We start from the raw sequence: 16,452 nt of genomic DNA on the forward strand, positions 1-16,452 counted from the left end.
TCGCGACGCAACTCAGTTCACGCAGGGAATGGACGACGACGACATCACGCCGTTCGTGCCGAAGGAGTCGCTCGGTGCGGGGGTGGCGCCGGGCTTGGTCGACGCATTCGACGACGTGCCGGAACCGGACTTCGACGATCCGGCCGACGCGTGGGCGGTCGAGGACGGCGTGGACTTCGCGGCGGCATCCGCTGCGGCGATCAGCTGAGCGGCCGTGCTGCGCACCGTGGCGAGGTCGACGAGGTTGACGTCTTGGCCGTCCTCCACCCCGAACGAGTCGATCGGCAGCGTCTCGAAGCTGACGCCCCCTCCGCCGAAGCGTTGAGCGTCCGACGCGAAGCTCAGCAGGTCGAGACCCTTGTCGACGGCGATGTCGCTCTTCACGGCGCCGAGCATCTTCTCCATGACCCCGAACTTCGCGAAGAGGTTCTCGCTCTTCAGCTTGTTCGCCAGGGAGATGATGAACGCCTGCTGCCTGCGCTCCCTGTCGAGATCGGTGAGATTCACCGACGACGACGTGGTGTCGCGTCGCTGCCGCACGAACGCGACGGCCTGCGCCGCCGAGAGCTCCTGGTATCCCTTGACGAAGTTCGCTCCCGAGTAGCTGTCCGCCGTGGCCTCGTTCAGGCACACCTCGATCGGCTGCACGGCCTCGGCGAGCTGGTAGAAGGCACCCATCGTCACCTCGACGAAGTGGTCGATCGGCTGGTGCAGGAACTGCGAGACCGTGGCGACCTCTTCTTGCCGTGCCGCCGCCCGTGCCTGCTGATAGGCCTCGGCGTGCGACAGTGTCGGCTGGGTCTGCACCAGGTGTGTCAGGGTCTGATCGAGCTGCAGTCCGTAGGCCTGCTTGATCTTGCCGTACGACTCGCCGTCCGGCGATCCGGGCAGCGCCACCCAGTCGTCGCGCGGAATGGAGATGCCGACCGGATGCCCTCCGCCGTCGGGAATGTGGATGTAGATCAGCACATTCGTGTTGTAGCCGCCATCGTCGGCGGTGCCGGCGTGCAGGGCGTTGTAGACGTCGGCGGGCAACGGGTTGCCGTCTTCGTCGAGCCTGCTGTCCAGGCCCATCACGAGGATGTTCGTGCCGCTCGTGTTCTGCGGCACTCCGGCCACGGCCGCGAGGTCGGAGCGGTGCAGGCCCGAGTTGAGCTGCTGCAGCTGCGAGAACACGAAGATGCCGCTGCCGATCAACGCGACGACGACGACCACGGCGATGCCCAGGATGATGCGGCGGCGTCGGAATCGGCGCCTTCGCGCATCCGATGGCACACGGGGCGGCGGTGTCTTCGAGCCGGCGCCACCCCCTGCCGACGGCTCCGGCGCGCTGCGGCGCGCCGTCGGTTCGTCTGCAACGGGTCTGCCCTTGTACCGCGGAAGGTAGGCATACGGATCGGGGTCATGAGTCGGTGCGTCGTGGTCGCCACCACTCTGTCGGGTCAGGCGCCGCTCGGGAATCGTCGCATCGTCGTGCCCGTGCTGGACCCGCGCCGGCCGGTGGGGTGCAGGGGCCTTGCGCTCCGTCGAGGAGTTCGGGGGTGCGTCGTCCTTCGGAGCCACTCGTGCGATCTTCGCCGGATCGATGGGCCGTCCGTGCTTGTAGTAGGTCACGCCGTCTCCCCTCGCAAGAGAGCCGACGTTACGGGCTCGGGCTGGGCAACGCGTGTGCGAGGGTGAGCGCACTCGAAGCGGCACCGCGGCGCGGCATCCCACCAGGAGTCTCGGAACGGGGTATGGGACGATCGAGGGATGCCCCGATCACCCCGCCCCCGTCCGCAACGCTCAGGAGGCGGTCACCGCCGCACTCAGGCACCGGGCCGCCGCACCGGGTCGGCTCCTGCCGCGGAGCACGACCCGATCGAGCTCGAGCTCGATGTCGCCTCGGTCGCGCACGGTGGCGTCTTCGTCGCCAGGCACGAGGGCCGTGTCGTGTTCGTCAGCGACACGATGCCGGGCGAGCGGGTGCTCGCGCGGGTTTCCGACACCCGTCACGATCGGTTCTGGCGGGCCGAGACGGTGCGCGTGCTGCAGCCATCCGAGCACAGGCGCGAGCACGTGTGGAGCGCCGCTTCCGTCGAGCGCGATCCTGCAGAACGGGCGGGAGGTGCCGAATTCGGGCACATCGAGCTCGGCCACCAGCGCACGCTCAAGCACGACGTGATCGCCGACGCACTGCATCGCATGGCCGGTGTCGAAGACACGTCCGTGGTCGAGCCGGCGCCGGGTGACGACGAGCGCGGCGGCATCCGCTGGCGCAGCAGGGTCCGCCTGCAGGTGGACGACGCGGGCGCCATCGGACCGTTCGCCGCCAGATCGCACCGGGTCGTGCCGGTCGACGACCTGCCGCTGGCGATCGATGCGGTCGAGCGTGCGGCGCCGCTGGGCGAGCAGCAGACCCGCTCCGGCTCGATCGACGTCACGGTGACGAGCGAGGGCTTCGTCTCGGTGACCAGACGGGATGCCGACGGCCAGGCGGGCAGGCGCCCCCTGGTCATCCACGAGCGCGTCGGCGATCGCCGGTTCGCGCTGGAGGCGACGGGCTTCTGGCAGGTGCACCGCAAGGCGCCGGAGGTGCTGACCGCCGCGGTGCAGGGTGCGGTCGACGACTCGCTCTTCGACCCAAGGGCCTTCAACCTCGACCTGTACGGCGGCGTGGGGCTGCTCGCCGCCGCCATCGGCGACCGCTTCGGTCCCACAACGCGCATCACGAGTGTGGAGTCCGACGAGAACACCACCGATCACGCCGCGGCGAACCTGGCCGACTGGATCGGTGCGCAGACCGTCACGGCGAGGGTCGAGCACTACCTGCGCGACCTCGCGACGCGGTCGAGTGCAGGAGAGCGCGCCCGCCTTCGAGCTGGCACGGTGGTGCTCGATCCGCCTCGCAGCGGAGCCGGCCGCGAAACCGTTGAGCTGCTGGCCGGTCTCGCGCCTGCCCAGCTCGTCTACGTGGCGTGCGACCCGGTCGCCTTCGCCCGCGACCTCGGCTGGCTTCGGGAGCGCGGATACGAGCTTGCAGGGGCAAGGGCGTTGGACCTGTTCCCGCACACCCACCACGTGGAGATGGTGGCTTCGCTGGTGCGCGCCGACTGAGGCGCAGGCGCAGGGGCTTTCCCGGGCCTTCCTCGCGGCGCACCCGGCGTCCGTCACGCCCCGTTGGCCCACTCCGGGGGATGTCCCGACGGTGCCGGGCCATCGGCTCGCTAGCATGAAGTCCATGGTGCGGGTGGGGATCGTCGACGATCACGAATCGGTTCGTCTCGGTCTCCAGGCCGCGTGCCGGGACGCCGGGTACGACGTGGTGGCCGCAGGCGCCACCGTCAGTGCCGTGCTCGACTCGATGCCCGACTCCGGTTGCGATGTCGTCGTGCTCGATCTGTCGCTCGGTGACGGCTCGAGCATCACGGAGAACGTCAAGCGCGTGCAGGCGACCGGTGCAGGCGTGCTCGTGCACAGCATCGCCGACCAGGTCGCCAGTGTGCGCGAGGCGCTCGCGGCGGGTGCGGCAGGGGTCATCCCGAAGTCGTCGCCCACCACATCGTTGATTGCGGCCATCAAGCTCGTCTCTGCCGGCGAGGTGCTCAACAACCTCGATTGGGCGAGCGCCATCGACGCGGACAGCGAGTTCACCAAAGCCCAGCTCGGTCGTCGGGAACGCGACGTGCTGCACCTCTACGCCTCCGGTCTGCCGCTGAAGGCCGTCGCCGAGCAGCTCGGCGTGGCGCACTCGACGGCGCGCGAATACCTGGATCGCGTGCGCACGAAGTACGTGGAGGTCGGACGGCCGGCGCCGACCAAGGTCGACCTGCTGCGCCGGGCGGTCGAAGACGGCATCCTGCCAGGTCTCGCCCCCGACGGAACGGCGTTGCCCGGCGCTTCGGATGGCAAGCGCTGACCTCGGGGCCGCGCCCGGGCCGAGACCGGTCGCCACGGCCAACCCGCTGACCAGGGCACGGGTCGAGCGACTCGCAGCCCGGGCCGTCGCCGGGTTCAGCTGGGTCTTCGGGTTGCAGGTGATCCCGGAGATCATCGTGCAGTCCCGCCACCTGGGCACGGTGTACACCGTGACGGTGGCGGCCGTGCTGTTCGCCTCGTTGGCGTGGTTGGGTGTGGCCTCGATCGTCGGGCGCACCGTGCGCTCTGCCGCGATCACATTCTGCGTCGGCTACCTCGTGGCGCTCGCGTTCTGGGACGGCGGAATCACCGACACCACCTATTTCGACGACACTCGGCCATGGCTGTGGTTCTTGCTCACGGTCGCGACGGCGTGCGCGGCGATCGCCATGCCGTTCGTGTGGGCCGCGGTGTACACGATCCTCGCGCCCGCGCTCTACGCCGTGGTGCTCGTGCTCACCTCCGGCGCCGTCGCAGAGAAGATCGCCGTGCTCGACGCGCTCTACGCCGTGATCTTCGCCTCCATCCTGCTCGCGATCGTCACCATGCTCAGGCAGGCGGCCACGCAGGTGGACGTCAGTCAGGCGGCCGCGCTCGAGCGCTACGAGGTGGCGGTGCGGGCTCACGCGCTCGAGGCCGAGCGCGTCGAGGTGGATGCCATCGTGCACGACAGCGTGCTCACGACGCTTCTCTCCGCCGCGCACGCCAGGACCCCGGAGGCCATGGCCATCGCCTCGTCGATGGCACGGGATGCCCTTGGCCACCTCGACTCGTCGGCTCCGCTCGCCAACCCCGGTCGCTCACTCGACGCGATTCCCGTCGACCGGCTGCGCGACCGCATCATCTCGGCGGCCCGGTCGTTCACCGTGCCCTTCTCGATCGTGCCGAGGGCGACCGTCGACGCGCTCATTCCGGTGAGCGTCGCGGAGGCGCTGTACTCGGCGACCGTGCAGGCCATGGTGAACAGCGCACAGCACGCTGGCGGCGTGCTCGTGCGGCGCAGCCTGCGGGTCGAGGCCACCGACGGCGGGGGAGTCGTGGTCGTGGTCTCCGACGACGGGAGCGGATTCGACATCGCGTCGATACCTCCGGAGCGACTCGGGCTCGAGGTCTCGATTCGCGAGCGGGTGGCGCTCGCCGGGGGCGAGGCATCCATCGACTCGAAACCGGGACGCGGAACGACCGTGCGGCTCAGCTGGCTGCCCGACGACGAGGCGGACCAGCAATGATCACCGTTTCGCGCGGCGTGATGGTCGTGCTCGCCGCCCTGTTCTCCGCGTATCACGTGGTGCTCGGCATCACGTCGATGGGGCTCTACGCGCACCCCGCGCCGGTGATCGTCGCGCTCTGCTTCTACGCGGTGGCCACGGTGCTGTCGCTGGCCGATGTGCGCCGGCTCGTGCTCGCCACCTGGATCGCGGCGTTCGACCTCGCCGTCTCGATCGCCGTCCCCGTTCTGGTCGCGAGCCAGCTCGACACGCACGAAGAGACGGGCTACGCCACCTGGTACGTCGCCGCGATCGGAACTCTGCTGACGATCGTCGTGGTGCGTCGGGGCAACATCTTCGCCTGGTTCGGCATCGCGTTCCTCGTGGTGCACACCATCGCCTTCGCGGGCGTGATCGCTCTCGGCACCTACGGTGTGATTGGCAGCGTGGTGTGGGTGGTGGCGGCGGCGGTCGTGACCAGGGCGCTCGGGGCGATGACGCGGGATGCCACGCGGTTCGCCCGCGCCGAACGCCAGGTCGTCGAGTGGCACGCCGAGCAGGAGGCGCACGTCATCGAACGTCAGCGCCGTCTCGATGAGACGTATCGCAGGGCGGCGCCGTTGCTGATCAGCATCGCCGAGCGCGGTGGGATGCTCACCCCAGACGAACGCGCGGAGTGCCTGCTGCTGGAGGCGTCGATGCGCGACGACATCCGCGGGCGTTCCCTGCTCGACGACGCCGTGCGCGATCGCGTGATGCAGGCGCGCAGACGCGGGGCCACGGTCGTGTTGCTCGACGACGGGGGACTCGACGAGACCCACGACGACGACCTTCAGCGCATCCACTCGAGCCTCGCCCAAGCGCTCGAGCGCTCGAGAGCGGACAAGCTCATCGTGCGCACCGTCGAAAGCGGCTCTCCGGTGGCCGTCACGGTCGTGGGGCTGCGCACCGGCGGCGGTCCGGGTACCGGCACGCACGACGCGGCTCGCCCTCGCGATGCTCTCGATGAAGCGGCCGCCGAGTCCGAGGGTGCTGACGACGAGGTCGAACTGTGGCTGGAGATCCCGCGGCGCAGTCCAGAAGTGACCGGAGACATCGAAGGGGGCCGGTCGTGAAGACCGGCCCCCTTCGGAAGACCCCGAGTCGGGGCGACAACCCGAATATCGCCCCGACTCGCCCCCAAAACACTCGCCCGCTTACCCTAGTCGGCGAATGAATGGCGGTGAATCTCAGATGAGAGACACCTAGCAACATCAATAATGACCTGACCTCCGCAAGGGGAAAAGTCGTCATTTAGGGGGACAATCGGGGGACAATTCCCACGGCAACCGGTTGCTCACTCGAGGCAGACTGTCCTTTTCGGGGTACGGCCTCGCTTCCGGCTCGACCCTTCGTGTCTCGCAGACACCTCGGGGCTGCCGTCCGTGGCGGCGGATGGCCGGGGATCAGCCCCAGCTGCGCCAGGCACCCGCTCCGCGCGTCAGCGGCATGCGCAGGTTGCGGCGGCCGCGCTGCCATGCTGACGGCGCGGCATCCTCTGTGGGCTCCTCGCGCGACGCCTGCTCGCGCAGCGCGGCCGTGATCACCGCTGTGACGGCCGCGATCTCGTCCTCGGAGAGATGGCGGGTGTGGAAGACGAGCTGCGAGGCATCCACCTCGGGCTCCGAACTGTGCTTGGCCATGGATGCCTCCCCTCAGCCTCGCGACGCGGTGGGCGCTTGAACGTATGCCGGTGTCACAGCGGGATGTTCCCGTGCTTCTTCGGCGGCTGCGTGGCTCGCTTCGTGCGCAGGGCACGCAGTGACTTGATGACGGAGATGCGCGTGGCGGCCGGCTCGATCACGCCGTCGAGCTCGCCGCGCTCGGCGGCGAGGAACGGTGAGGCCACGTTGTAGAGGTATTCGTTGGCGAGCTGCGTGCGCACGGCGGCCACGTCTTCGCCTGCCTCCTCAGCGCGCTTGATCTCGCCGCGGTACAGGATGTTCACCGCGCCCTGGCCGCCCATCACCGCGATCTCTGCCGTCGGCCAGGCGAGGTTGATGTCGGCGCCGAGCTGCTTGGAGCCCATCACGATGTAGGCGCCGCCGTAGGCCTTGCGCGTGATCACCGTGACCAGCGGAACGGTCGCCTCGGCGTACGCGTACAGCAGCTTGGCCCCGCGACGAATGACGCCCGTCCACTCCTGGTCGGTGCCGGGCAGATAACCGGGCACGTCGACGAGGGTGAGGATCGGGATGGAGAAGGAATCGCAGAAGCGCACGAAGCGGGCGGCCTTCTCACCTGCGTCGATGTTGAGCGTGCCCGCCATCGCGTTCGGCTGGTTCGCGATGATGCCCACCGAACGGCCCTCGACACGGGCGAACCCGATCACGATGTTCGGTGCGAACAGCGGTTGCACCTCGAGGAAGTCCCCGTCGTCGACGATGTGCTCGATGATCGTCGTCACGTCGTAGGGCTGATTCGGGGAGTCGGGGATGATCTCGTTGAGCTTGCGGTCGGCATCCGTGATCTCGAGCTCCGCCTCGGCCTCGTAGACCGGCGGGTCGGTGAGGTTGTTGTCGGGCAGGAAGCTGACCAGCGCGCGGGCGTAGTCGAGGGCATCCTGCTCGTCGGAGGCGAGGTAGTGGCTCACACCGGAGATCTTGTTGTGCGTGAGCGCACCGCCGAGCTCCTCGAAGCCGACGTCTTCGCCCGTGACGGTCTTGATCACGTCGGGGCCGGTGACGAACATGTGGCTCGACTTGTCGACCATGATCACGAAGTCGGTGAGCGCGGGGGAGTACACGGCGCCGCCTGCTGCCGGCCCCATCACGATGGACAGCTGTGGGATGACCCCGGACGCCTGCGTGTTGCGCCGGAAGATCTCGCCGTACTTGCCCAGCGCGACGACGCCCTCCTGGATGCGCGCGCCGCCGGAGTCGAGGATGCCGATCATCGGCACACCCGTCTTCAGCGCGTGGTCCATGACCTTGATGATCTTCTCTCCGGCGACCTCGCCGAGAGACCCGCCGAAGATGGTGAAGTCCTGGCTGAAGACGGCGACCTGGCGGCCGTGGATGGTGCCGACGCCCGTCACGACGGCGTCGCCGTATGGACGCTTGTTCTCCATGCCGAACGCGTGCGTGCGGTGGCGCACGAACTCGTCGAACTCGACGAACGAGCCGGGGTCGAGCAGCAGGTCGATGCGCTCGCGCGCCGTCAGCTTGCCCTTGGCGTGCTGCTTCTCGATGGCGGCCTGGCCGCTCGCCGTCACGGCTTCGTGGTAGCGAGCCTTCAGGTCGGCGATGCGACCGGCTGTGGTCGTGTCAGGTGCGGAGTCGGCCGTGGCCTCGGCGGCACCGGTGGCGTCGGAGGTGGAGATGTCGGTCACCCGTTCACTTTACAAGCAGGTGTTCGGCGCACTTCGTTGAGGGAAGTGCACAAAAACCGGCGTCGGATGCTTCGGGTCCGGCAGGGGATGAGGCATCCGGCGCCGAACATCAACCGGCGGGAGCCGACTGAGCACCGGTCCAGCTGGAGCCGGTCCAATACGCGCCCCAGATTCCGTTGTCGCCGCCCTGCCAGTACACGGAGGTCGCGTTCTTACCGTCGAGCGACGCCGACACCGCGGTTCCCGGGCCGACATTCGCACCCAGCGAGTAGTACCCGCGCCACGCGTGGCCATCCCAGATGGCCTGGTAAAGGCGCTTGTCCAGGCCACGCCAGAACACGTACTGCACGGCATCCGGTGTGACGGCGACTCCGACTTCGGACTGGACTCCGCCCGCCCTGCCTGTTGCGGGGATCTTGTGCTGGAGGGTCCACGAATGGCCCGTCCAGTTCGCTTCCCACAGGTTGCTGTCGCCGCCGCGCCAGAACACATAGGTCCAGCCGGCTTGGTCGATGCCTGCGGACAGCGCGGTGCCCGGACCGATATCGGCACCGAGCGAGATGTAACCGGACCAGGTTCCGGTCGGGCTTCCCACAGCCTGATAGAGGCGGTTGTTCTGGCCCTTCCAGAACACGTAGATCGTTCCGTTGGCGGCGATGGCGACCGCGGGTGCGCCGGGCGTCGCCGTCGGGCCCGCGGCAGGGATCTCCTTCAGCGACGACCAGCTCGAGCCGTTCGTGCTGGTCGTCATCCAGATCCCGGCATCGCCCCCCGCCAGATGACGACGAAGCTGCCGGATGGATTGACGGATGCGCTGAGTCCGCTGCCAGGGCCGATCCACCTCCCGGTATCCGTGGACGCCGACCACGACGACCCTGATTTGGTCTTGATCCAGAGGTCACCGTTGTTGCCCTTCCAGAAGAGGTAGACCTTGCCAGCGGTCGTCTCCGCGAGGGCCACGTTCCTTCCGAGTGACGGCGCAACCGCAGGCTGAGTGGTCTTCACCGGATTCGTGGCCGCGAACGTCTGCAGGTCGAGGAGCGAGCCGTTGAAGACGTCTTGGTCACCTGGAAAGGTTCCGGAGTCGGCGAACTGCCAGAACGTGTACTGGTACCAGCTCGCCGGAAGCGTGCCCGGACCACCGGCGACATTCGACGTGTATCGGGCGATGAAGAGCGGGTTGTTGACGAAGACTCCGCTGTTGCCCGTGCACTGGGTCCACCAGTCGGTCGTGCTGTAGATGGCGGGCAGGCGGCCGGTGAGTGCCTGCACGGTGTTCGAGAAGTCGGTGATCCACGACACCATCTGCGCCTGGGAGAGCCCGTAGCAGGTGGCGCCGTAGGGGTTGTATTCGATGTCGAGGAGCGGCGGCAGGGTCTTGCCATCGGCGGACCACCCGCCGCCGTGCGCCACGAAGTACGTCGCTTGCGCGGTGCCGGACGAGGTGTCGGGGGTCGCGAAGTGGTATGCGCCCCTGATGAGACCCGCGGCATACGAGTCGTTGTATTGCTCGGAGAACTGGCTGCTGGTGTACGTCGTGCCTTCTGTCGCCTTGACATAGGCGAACCGCGCCCCCTGGCTGTAGATCGTCGTCCAGTTCGCGCGGCTGAGAGTCTGCCAGCCGCTGACGTCGAGTCCGAGAGTTCCGGAGGGAACGGCGGCCTTGATCAAGGATGCCGCTGCGAACCTGTCCGTCGACGTCCCCGCGGCGCTCGGTGCGTCGCTCTGGCTCGGCTGCGGCGGAACCGGACCGGATTCGTCTTGCGACGGTGCGGGTGCCGACTGTGCGCTCTGTGTGACTGCCGTGGTGTGCTCGGGAACCGTCGATCCCATCGTGTGGTCGTGTGCGGCGTTCATCTGGGCGAGAGAAGGGGTCTCGTCTTTGACGGCATCCGGACTGCTCGTGGTCGGTACGCTCGAGGGCACCTGCGACGGCACGCCTGTCGGTGTCGGCGTCGAGGGGCTTGCCGGGGCTCCATCCGAGGCCGTCGGTGTCGGTACGGGAGTCTCGGCGTTCGCGGGAGCGGCGAAGGTCGCCAGGCCCGCCGTGCACGCGAGGAGACAGCACACGCCGATCGAGACGAGACGTCGACGTGCGTGTTCGGGTTGTCGCATCGCTCTGTTCCCCCCAGTGTCGCGAAGCACATTCCCGTTCAGGATAAGCACGGAGTCGGCGCCCACCGGGTGGAAGCGGCTGCGTGTGCCCAGAATGGAGCCATGGATCTGAGACGAGCGAACGCGAGTGCCTCGAAGCTGGAGTGGCGAGAACGCTCCACCTCCACCAACGACGAACTGGCCGCCCTCGTACGGTCGGAACCTTCCTCCGCATGGCCGGAGTTCAGCGTTCTCGCCACCGACGTGCAGACCGCGGGGCGGGGGCGGCTCGGCAGGGTCTGGACGGCTCCGGACGGCACGATGCTCGCGGTCTCGGTGCTGTTGCGTCCGACGTCCGCAGGGATACGGTCGGCGGACGCCTTGGGTTGGCTGCCTCTTCTCGCCGGTCTCGCGATGTCGCGCGCGTTGCGGATTCTTGGCGCGACGACCGAGCTCAAATGGCCGAACGACGTCTTGATCGCGGGGCGCAAGGTGTGCGGCATCCTCTGCGAGGTCGTCGACGACGACGCCGTCATCGTCGGCTCGGGGGTGAACCTCACCCTTTCGAGCACGGATCTTCCCGTTCCGACCGCCACGTCGCTGCTGCTGGAGGGTGCGGCCCACGATGCGGATGCGGTGCTTGCCGCTTATCTTTCCGAGCTCCGGTCTTTGTACGAGGCATTCGGCGCCGCATCCGGAGATGCCGTGGTCGGCGGAATCAAAGACGCGGTGAGCGCCGACTGCTCGACTCTGGGCAAGAGCGTGCGGGTCGAGTTGCCCGGTGCCGATACGCTCTCCGGAGTGGCGCGGAGCCTGGACGACGACGGACGTCTGGTGGTGGATGTCGATGGGCGGCTCACGGCGGTCGCGGCAGGGGATGTGACCCACCTGCGGTATTAATGGGCCTATGGCACTGACCGACGGCTACCGGGTGCCGCCCACCGAACGTGTCGTGGCGCGGCTGCGTCAGCACGCACGGCGCATGGTCTGGCCGTCGCTCGCCCTCATCGCCGTCTGCGCTGCTGCCGGCTACTTCGGGTCTGCATTTCCGGGCTGGGTGGGGGCCGTGGTCTGGGTCGGCGCGGGCGTGTTGTCGGTTCTGCTGTTCCTGCTGCCGTTGCTGGAATGGATGACGACCCGCTATACGGTCACGACCCGTCGCCTGATCGTGCGCTCCGGACTGTTCGTGCGAGAGCGCCGAGAACTGCTTCACAGTCATGGATACACCGTGACGCTGCGCACCTCATGGCTGCAGCGGATCTTCCGCACGGGAACGATCACGGTCGGCGCGATGGATCAGAAGACCGTGGCTCGGCTGCGCGACGTGCCCCGTGCAGCCGTGGTCACAGAGGCGCTGCACGACCTGATGGAGAACAGTCAGCGCAGCTATCCGCCCGGGTGGACGACGGGGAGCGCACCGGCCGTCGATGGAACGCAGCCGAACGGTGCGCAGCGAGCCTGAAGGCTACGGGACGAGGGCCTCGTCTTCGGCCTCGATGGCGGCCGGGCGCCGGGCGGCGAATCGGGCGGCGCGGCGCGGCGAATAGACCCAGAACTTGTAGAGCAGGTACCGCACGAGGGTGCCGAGAGCGAGACCGACGACATTGTTGGCGATGTTGTCCGCCAGCAGGGAGTGGAAGCCCAGCACGTAGCGCGAGACGCCGATGCACACGAGCGGCACGCACATGCCGATGAGGCTGGCGAGGAAGAACTCGATGCCCTCGCGCGTCGTGTTGCTCTGCCTGTCGGCAGCGAACGCCCAGTAGCGGTTGCCGAGCCAGTTCACGACGATGGCCACGAGGGTGGCGCTGATGGTGGCGAGGATCGGGCCGTGCGGCATGCGCGACGGATTGAACACGGTGAGCCAGAGCGCGTTGAACACGACGAAGTTCACGACGACACCGACGCCCCCGACCGCGCCGAACTTGATCAGCTGGAGAAGCTGCGAACTCCAGCGAGAACGGGCAGCCCTCGGTGGGGCTGTCGCGGGTGCCTCGGCTGCCATCGGCTGCGCTCCTCGTGGTCGGTGCACTTTCGTGCTCTGCGAGAGTATCCGGCGACCCCGTGGGATGACTTGCAGTTCGTCTGTGCTGGCTGAGGGCTTTCCAAGGACCGCTGAGAAGCCGCCCAGATGCTTCGATGAAGGCGGGGCTCTGCGAGCTCAGAGCGAGGCGGCATCCTCGCTCGCAGAGGCGCTGCTCTCGAAGATCGCCATGGCGGCCGCCTCGGCCTCGCGCTCTTTTCGGGCGGCGAGCCCGTCTTTGCGGTGGTTTCCGTAAACCCAGTAGCGGTACATCACGAATCTGAAGAGCGTGGCGAGGACGAGTCCGATCACGTTCGCGGAGATGTTGTCCGCTGCCAGCGACGTGAAGCCGAGAACGTAGTGCGAGATCCAGAGACAGAGCAGGCTGATCCCGAGTCCGGCGATCGCGATCACGGTGAACTCGAGCAGCTCGAGCAGGAAGTTCTTGCGCCGGTTCTCGCGGAAGGTCCAATACCGGTTGCCGAACCAGGTGACCAGCGTCGCGATCGCCACCGAGACGATCTTCGCGCCCAGCGGGCTCTGGAAGAAGTGGCCGGACCCTGTCGCTCCGAGCCGGAGCATGTTGAAGATCGCCACATCGACGACGTAGCCGACGATGCCGACCACGCCGAACTTGAGCGCGTAGCGCACAAACCTCTCGTAGAGGTACTTGATGAGTCGCACGAGACGCCGTTCTGTCGGATTGCCTCGATGATTCTACGTTCGTCTCGGAGCGCTTCCATCGCGGGAGCGCCGGATAAGCTTCCTGAGTGGCGAAGACAGTCGGTGTGATCGGTGGCGGACAGCTCGCGCGGATGATGATCCCCGCGGCACTCGAGCTGGGGATCACGATCGACGTGCTCGCGGAAGCCGAGGGGATGTCGGCCAGGCTGGCGGCATCCGGAGTCGGCGACTACCACGACGTCGACACCGTTCTGGCCTTCGCGCGCACCGTCGACGTCGTCACGTTCGACCACGAGCATGTGCCGCAGCCGGTGCTGCGTGCGCTCGTCGACGAGGGCATCCCCGTTCACCCCGGCCCCGACGCCCTGCTCTACGCCCAGGACAAGCTGCTGATGCGGGCCAGGCTTTCGGAACTGGGACTGCCCGTGCCCGACTGGGCAGCAGTGGAGACGCCGGCCGAACTGGATGTCTTTCTCACCGACCACGGCGGCCGCGCCGTCGTGAAGACCGCGCGTGGCGGCTACGACGGAAAGGGCGTGCGCGTCGTGGAGCGCGCGACCGACGCGGACGACTGGTTCACGGCACTCGCCGAGGACGGCAACGGCGGCGCCCTTCTCGTCGAGGAGCTCGTGGACTTCAGGCGCGAGCTCGCTCAGCAGGTGGCGCGCAGGCCGAGCGGGGACATCGTCGCGTGGCCGGTCGTGGAGACCGTGCAGCGCGACGGTATCTGCGCCGAGGTCGTGGCGCCGGCGCCGGCATCCGCGGGGCGCGTCGCGGAGTTGAGCGAGGACATCGCGGTGCGCATCGCCGAGGGGCTCGGCGTGACGGGGATGCTCGCGGTCGAGCTGTTCGAGACGACCGACGACCGGGTGCTCGTGAACGAACTGGCGATGCGACCGCACAACAGTGGCCACTGGAGCATCGACGGATCCACGACCAGCCAGTTCGAGCAGCACCTGCGCGCAGTGCTCGATCTGCCTCTGGGCGTGACGGGCACGCTGCGGCCGTGGTCGATGATGATCAACGTGCTCGGAGGACCCGACGGCGCGACCATGGTCGACAGGTATGCGGAGGCCATGCGCGAGCATCCCACGGCCAAGTTCCACAGCTACGACAAGGTGTCGCGGCCAGGACGCAAAGTGGGTCACGTGACCGTGTGCGGCGACGATCTCGACGAGGTCGCCTACCAGGCCCGAGGTGCTGCAGCGTTCTTCGAGGGATAACCCGAGCGGGCGCGCCCCGCCTCCCCGAAATGCCGAGCGACGTGTCCTAGCCTGGACGACATGCCCAGCGAGAACCACACTGAGCCCGTGTCATCCGAGCCCGAGTCTTCGGCGCAGCCGTCCGTCTCCATCGTGATGGGATCGGACTCCGACTGGGCGACCATGAAGGCCGCGGCGGAAGCGCTCGACGAGTTCGGCATTCCGTACGAGGTCGAGGTCGTCTCCGCGCACCGCACGCCGGAGAAGATGATCTCGTTCGGCAAGGATGCCGCCTCCCGCGGCATCCGCGTCATCATCGCCGGTGCGGGTGGCGCGGCCGCTCTTCCGGGCATGCTGGCCTCCGTCACCACCTTGCCGGTCGTCGGCGTTCCCGTGCCTCTGTCAAGGCTCGACGGGATGGATTCGCTGCTGTCGATCGTGCAGATGCCCGCCGGCATCCCGGTCGCGACCGTCGCCATCGGGGGAGCGAAGAACGCGGGCATTCTCGCGGCGCGCATCCTCGGCACGGCTGACGCCGCGCTCGCCACCCGGCTCGCCGACTACGCGGCCGGCCTCATCGACCTCGTCGAACAGAAGAACGCCGACCTCAAAGCATCGCTATGACGATCGCCAGCCCCATTCGGCACCCGAACACGGGTTCCCGCGACGTGATGACGCGGCGGGGATGGTGGCTCGTCGTGCTCAACCTGCTGATGCCAGGCAGCGCACAGGTGCTCGCCGGCAACCGCAAGCTGGGCCGGTTCGGGTTGATCACGACGTTCGTGCTGTGGATCCTGGCGCTCGCGGTGCTGGTCACGGCGATCGTGAAGCCCATGCTCGTCGTCGAGATCTTCACGCAGACTCTGGTGCTCTGGCTGGTGCAGATCGCACTCTTGCTTTACGCCGTGCTGTGGGTGGTGCTGACGCTCGACACTCTGCGCCTGGTGCGCCTCGTGAAGGCGCGCCCCTCCGCACGTGCGGGCATCGCGGCCTTCGCCGTGGTGCTGCTCGTCGCCGTCTCGGGGACGGCAGCATACGGCGCCGTGGTCGCGGGAAGCGCACGCGGGGCGCTGTCGGGCATCTTCTCCGCCGCCGCACCCCAGGCGCCGATCGACGGACGCTACAACATCATGCTGTTGGGCGGAGACGCTGGTCCCGGACGTGACGGCATGCGGCCGGACAGCATGTCGGTGCTGAGCATCGACGCGAACACGGGGGAGGCCGTCTCGATCGGCGTGCCCCGCGACCTCGACCCCGTGCCGTTCAGCGACGGTTCGCCGATGAAGAAGATCTACCCGAACGGCTACGGGTACAACGACACCTGCGACGTCGACGTGTGTCAGCTCAACTCCATCTACACGGAGGTGGAGCTGTACAAGCCGAAGCTCTATCCCGACGCCACCAAGGAGAACAGTCAGCCAGGCATCGAAGCGATGCGCGATGCGCTCGAAGGCGTCACAGGGCTGAAGATCCAGTACTACGTGCTCATCGACATGGAGGGGTTCTCGCAGCTGGTGGATGCCCTCGGCGGGGTCACCATCGACGTCAAGGAGAAGCTCCCCATCGGCGGCGATGCGCAGGGCAACGGCGTGACGGGGTGGATCTACCCCGGCGTGCAGCACATGAACGGCTACACGGCACAGTGGTACGCACGGTCACGCGAATCGACAAGCGACTACGACCGCATGGCGAGGCAGCGCGTGCTCGAGGATGCCATCCTCAAGCAGTTCACGCCGCTCACCGTCGCCACGAAGTTCCAGGACATCGCGAAAGCCGGCTCGCAGGTCGTGAAGACCGACATACCGCAGTCGATGATCGGATATTTCGCGGATCTCGGCATGAAGACGCGCTCGCTGCAGCAGCACAACCTCGAACTGGTGCCGCCCACCGTCGACCCGAGCGACCCGAACTACACGCAGATCCACTCGCTCGTGCAGAAGTCCATCGCGCCCCCGGCGACGCCGAAGAAGTAGC

General features: G+C 67.8%; 16 protein-coding genes. 9 read left to right on the forward strand and 7 right to left on the reverse strand.

Annotated features, from left to right (window positions below; all coding sequences use genetic code 11):
• Positions 1-12 precede the first annotated feature (12 nt).
• Entirely contained in the window at positions 13-1,614 is a 1,602-nt protein-coding gene (locus FPZ11_RS18080) for an LCP family glycopolymer transferase (RefSeq protein ID WP_246846395.1), read from the reverse strand.
• A gap of 138 nt (positions 1,615-1,752) precedes the next feature.
• On the opposite strand from FPZ11_RS18080, the gene FPZ11_RS18085 reads away from it, so the two are divergent.
• The 4 genes from FPZ11_RS18085 to FPZ11_RS18100 all read left to right on the forward strand — a co-directional run bounded on the left by FPZ11_RS18085 (position 1,753) and on the right by FPZ11_RS18100 (position 6,220).
• Positions 1,753-3,096 (forward strand): class I SAM-dependent RNA methyltransferase, encoded by a 1,344-nt coding sequence (locus FPZ11_RS18085; RefSeq protein WP_146322407.1) that lies wholly within the window; start codon positions 1,753-1,755, stop codon positions 3,094-3,096.
• Positions 3,097-3,220: 124 nt separating this feature from the next.
• Positions 3,221-3,898, forward strand: coding sequence for a response regulator transcription factor (locus FPZ11_RS18090; RefSeq protein WP_146322992.1), 678 nt, complete (start codon positions 3,221-3,223; stop codon positions 3,896-3,898).
• Positions 3,885-5,126, forward strand: a complete 1,242-nt coding sequence (locus FPZ11_RS18095) for a sensor histidine kinase (RefSeq protein WP_146322408.1) — start codon at positions 3,885-3,887, stop codon at positions 5,124-5,126. The genes FPZ11_RS18090 and FPZ11_RS18095 overlap by 14 nt, the downstream gene beginning before the upstream one ends.
• Positions 5,123-6,220 (forward strand): hypothetical protein, encoded by a 1,098-nt coding sequence (locus tag FPZ11_RS18100; protein WP_146322409.1) that lies wholly within the window; start codon positions 5,123-5,125, stop codon positions 6,218-6,220. The genes FPZ11_RS18095 and FPZ11_RS18100 overlap by 4 nt, the downstream gene beginning before the upstream one ends.
• Positions 6,221-6,550: 330 nt before the next feature.
• Here FPZ11_RS18100 and FPZ11_RS18105 read toward each other — a convergent pair whose 3' ends face one another.
• From FPZ11_RS18105 to FPZ11_RS18120, 4 genes are all read right to left on the reverse strand, one after another.
• On the reverse strand, positions 6,551-6,787 hold the full coding sequence (locus FPZ11_RS18105) for an acyl-CoA carboxylase epsilon subunit (RefSeq protein ID WP_146322410.1): 237 nt from the start codon (positions 6,785-6,787) through the stop codon (positions 6,551-6,553).
• Between the two features lie 53 nt (positions 6,788-6,840).
• Positions 6,841-8,466, reverse strand: coding sequence for an acyl-CoA carboxylase subunit beta (locus FPZ11_RS18110; protein ID WP_146322993.1), 1,626 nt, complete (start codon positions 8,464-8,466; stop codon positions 6,841-6,843).
• A 118-nt stretch (positions 8,467-8,584) separates the two neighbouring features.
• Positions 8,585-9,226: a DUF8189 domain-containing protein gene (locus tag FPZ11_RS18115; protein ID WP_146322411.1), complete on the reverse strand. Its 642-nt coding sequence runs from the start codon at positions 9,224-9,226 to the stop codon at positions 8,585-8,587.
• Entirely contained in the window at positions 9,223-10,590 is a 1,368-nt protein-coding gene (locus tag FPZ11_RS18120; protein WP_210415915.1) for a lysozyme, read from the reverse strand. Before FPZ11_RS18120 ends, FPZ11_RS18115 begins: the two co-directional genes overlap by 4 nt.
• A 102-nt stretch (positions 10,591-10,692) precedes the next feature.
• On the opposite strand from FPZ11_RS18120, the gene FPZ11_RS18125 reads away from it, so the two are divergent.
• Together FPZ11_RS18125 and FPZ11_RS18130 are read left to right on the forward strand one after the other, a co-directional pair.
• Positions 10,693-11,469, forward strand: coding sequence for a biotin--[acetyl-CoA-carboxylase] ligase (locus FPZ11_RS18125; RefSeq protein WP_146322412.1), 777 nt, complete (start codon positions 10,693-10,695; stop codon positions 11,467-11,469).
• Positions 11,470-11,476: 7 nt separating this feature from the next.
• The gene (locus tag FPZ11_RS18130) at positions 11,477-12,031 is read left to right on the forward strand and encodes a PH domain-containing protein (RefSeq protein ID WP_146322413.1); all 555 of its coding nucleotides are present in this window, start codon (positions 11,477-11,479) and stop codon (positions 12,029-12,031) included.
• A gap of 3 nt (positions 12,032-12,034) precedes the next feature.
• On the opposite strand, the gene FPZ11_RS18135 is transcribed toward FPZ11_RS18130, so the two are convergent.
• Both FPZ11_RS18135 and FPZ11_RS18140 read right to left on the reverse strand, forming a co-directional pair.
• Positions 12,035-12,574, reverse strand: a complete 540-nt coding sequence (locus FPZ11_RS18135) for a GtrA family protein (protein ID WP_146322414.1) — start codon at positions 12,572-12,574, stop codon at positions 12,035-12,037.
• A 156-nt stretch (positions 12,575-12,730) separates the two neighbouring features.
• Positions 12,731-13,276, reverse strand: coding sequence for a GtrA family protein (locus FPZ11_RS18140; protein ID WP_146322415.1), 546 nt, complete (start codon positions 13,274-13,276; stop codon positions 12,731-12,733).
• Between the two features lie 86 nt (positions 13,277-13,362).
• Between FPZ11_RS18140 and FPZ11_RS18145 the strand changes: the two genes are divergently transcribed.
• The 3 genes from FPZ11_RS18145 to FPZ11_RS18155 are packed head-to-tail and all read left to right on the forward strand — an operon-like array spanning position 13,363 to position 16,451.
• The gene (locus FPZ11_RS18145) at positions 13,363-14,499 is read left to right on the forward strand and encodes a 5-(carboxyamino)imidazole ribonucleotide synthase (RefSeq protein WP_146322416.1); all 1,137 of its coding nucleotides are present in this window, start codon (positions 13,363-13,365) and stop codon (positions 14,497-14,499) included.
• Positions 14,500-14,559: 60 nt separating this feature from the next.
• The gene (purE, locus tag FPZ11_RS18150) at positions 14,560-15,102 is read left to right on the forward strand and encodes a 5-(carboxyamino)imidazole ribonucleotide mutase (RefSeq protein ID WP_146322417.1); all 543 of its coding nucleotides are present in this window, start codon (positions 14,560-14,562) and stop codon (positions 15,100-15,102) included.
• Positions 15,099-16,451 carry an LCP family protein gene (locus FPZ11_RS18155; RefSeq protein WP_146322418.1) on the forward strand — a complete coding sequence of 451 codons (1,353 nt, stop codon included), beginning with the start codon at positions 15,099-15,101 and terminating at the stop codon, positions 16,449-16,451. The genes purE and FPZ11_RS18155 overlap by 4 nt, the downstream gene beginning before the upstream one ends.
• Position 16,452: the final 1 nt, after the last annotated feature.

It is taken from the genome of Humibacter ginsenosidimutans (assembly GCF_007859675.1).
Lineage (GTDB): Bacteria > Actinomycetota > Actinomycetes > Actinomycetales > Microbacteriaceae > Humibacter > Humibacter ginsenosidimutans.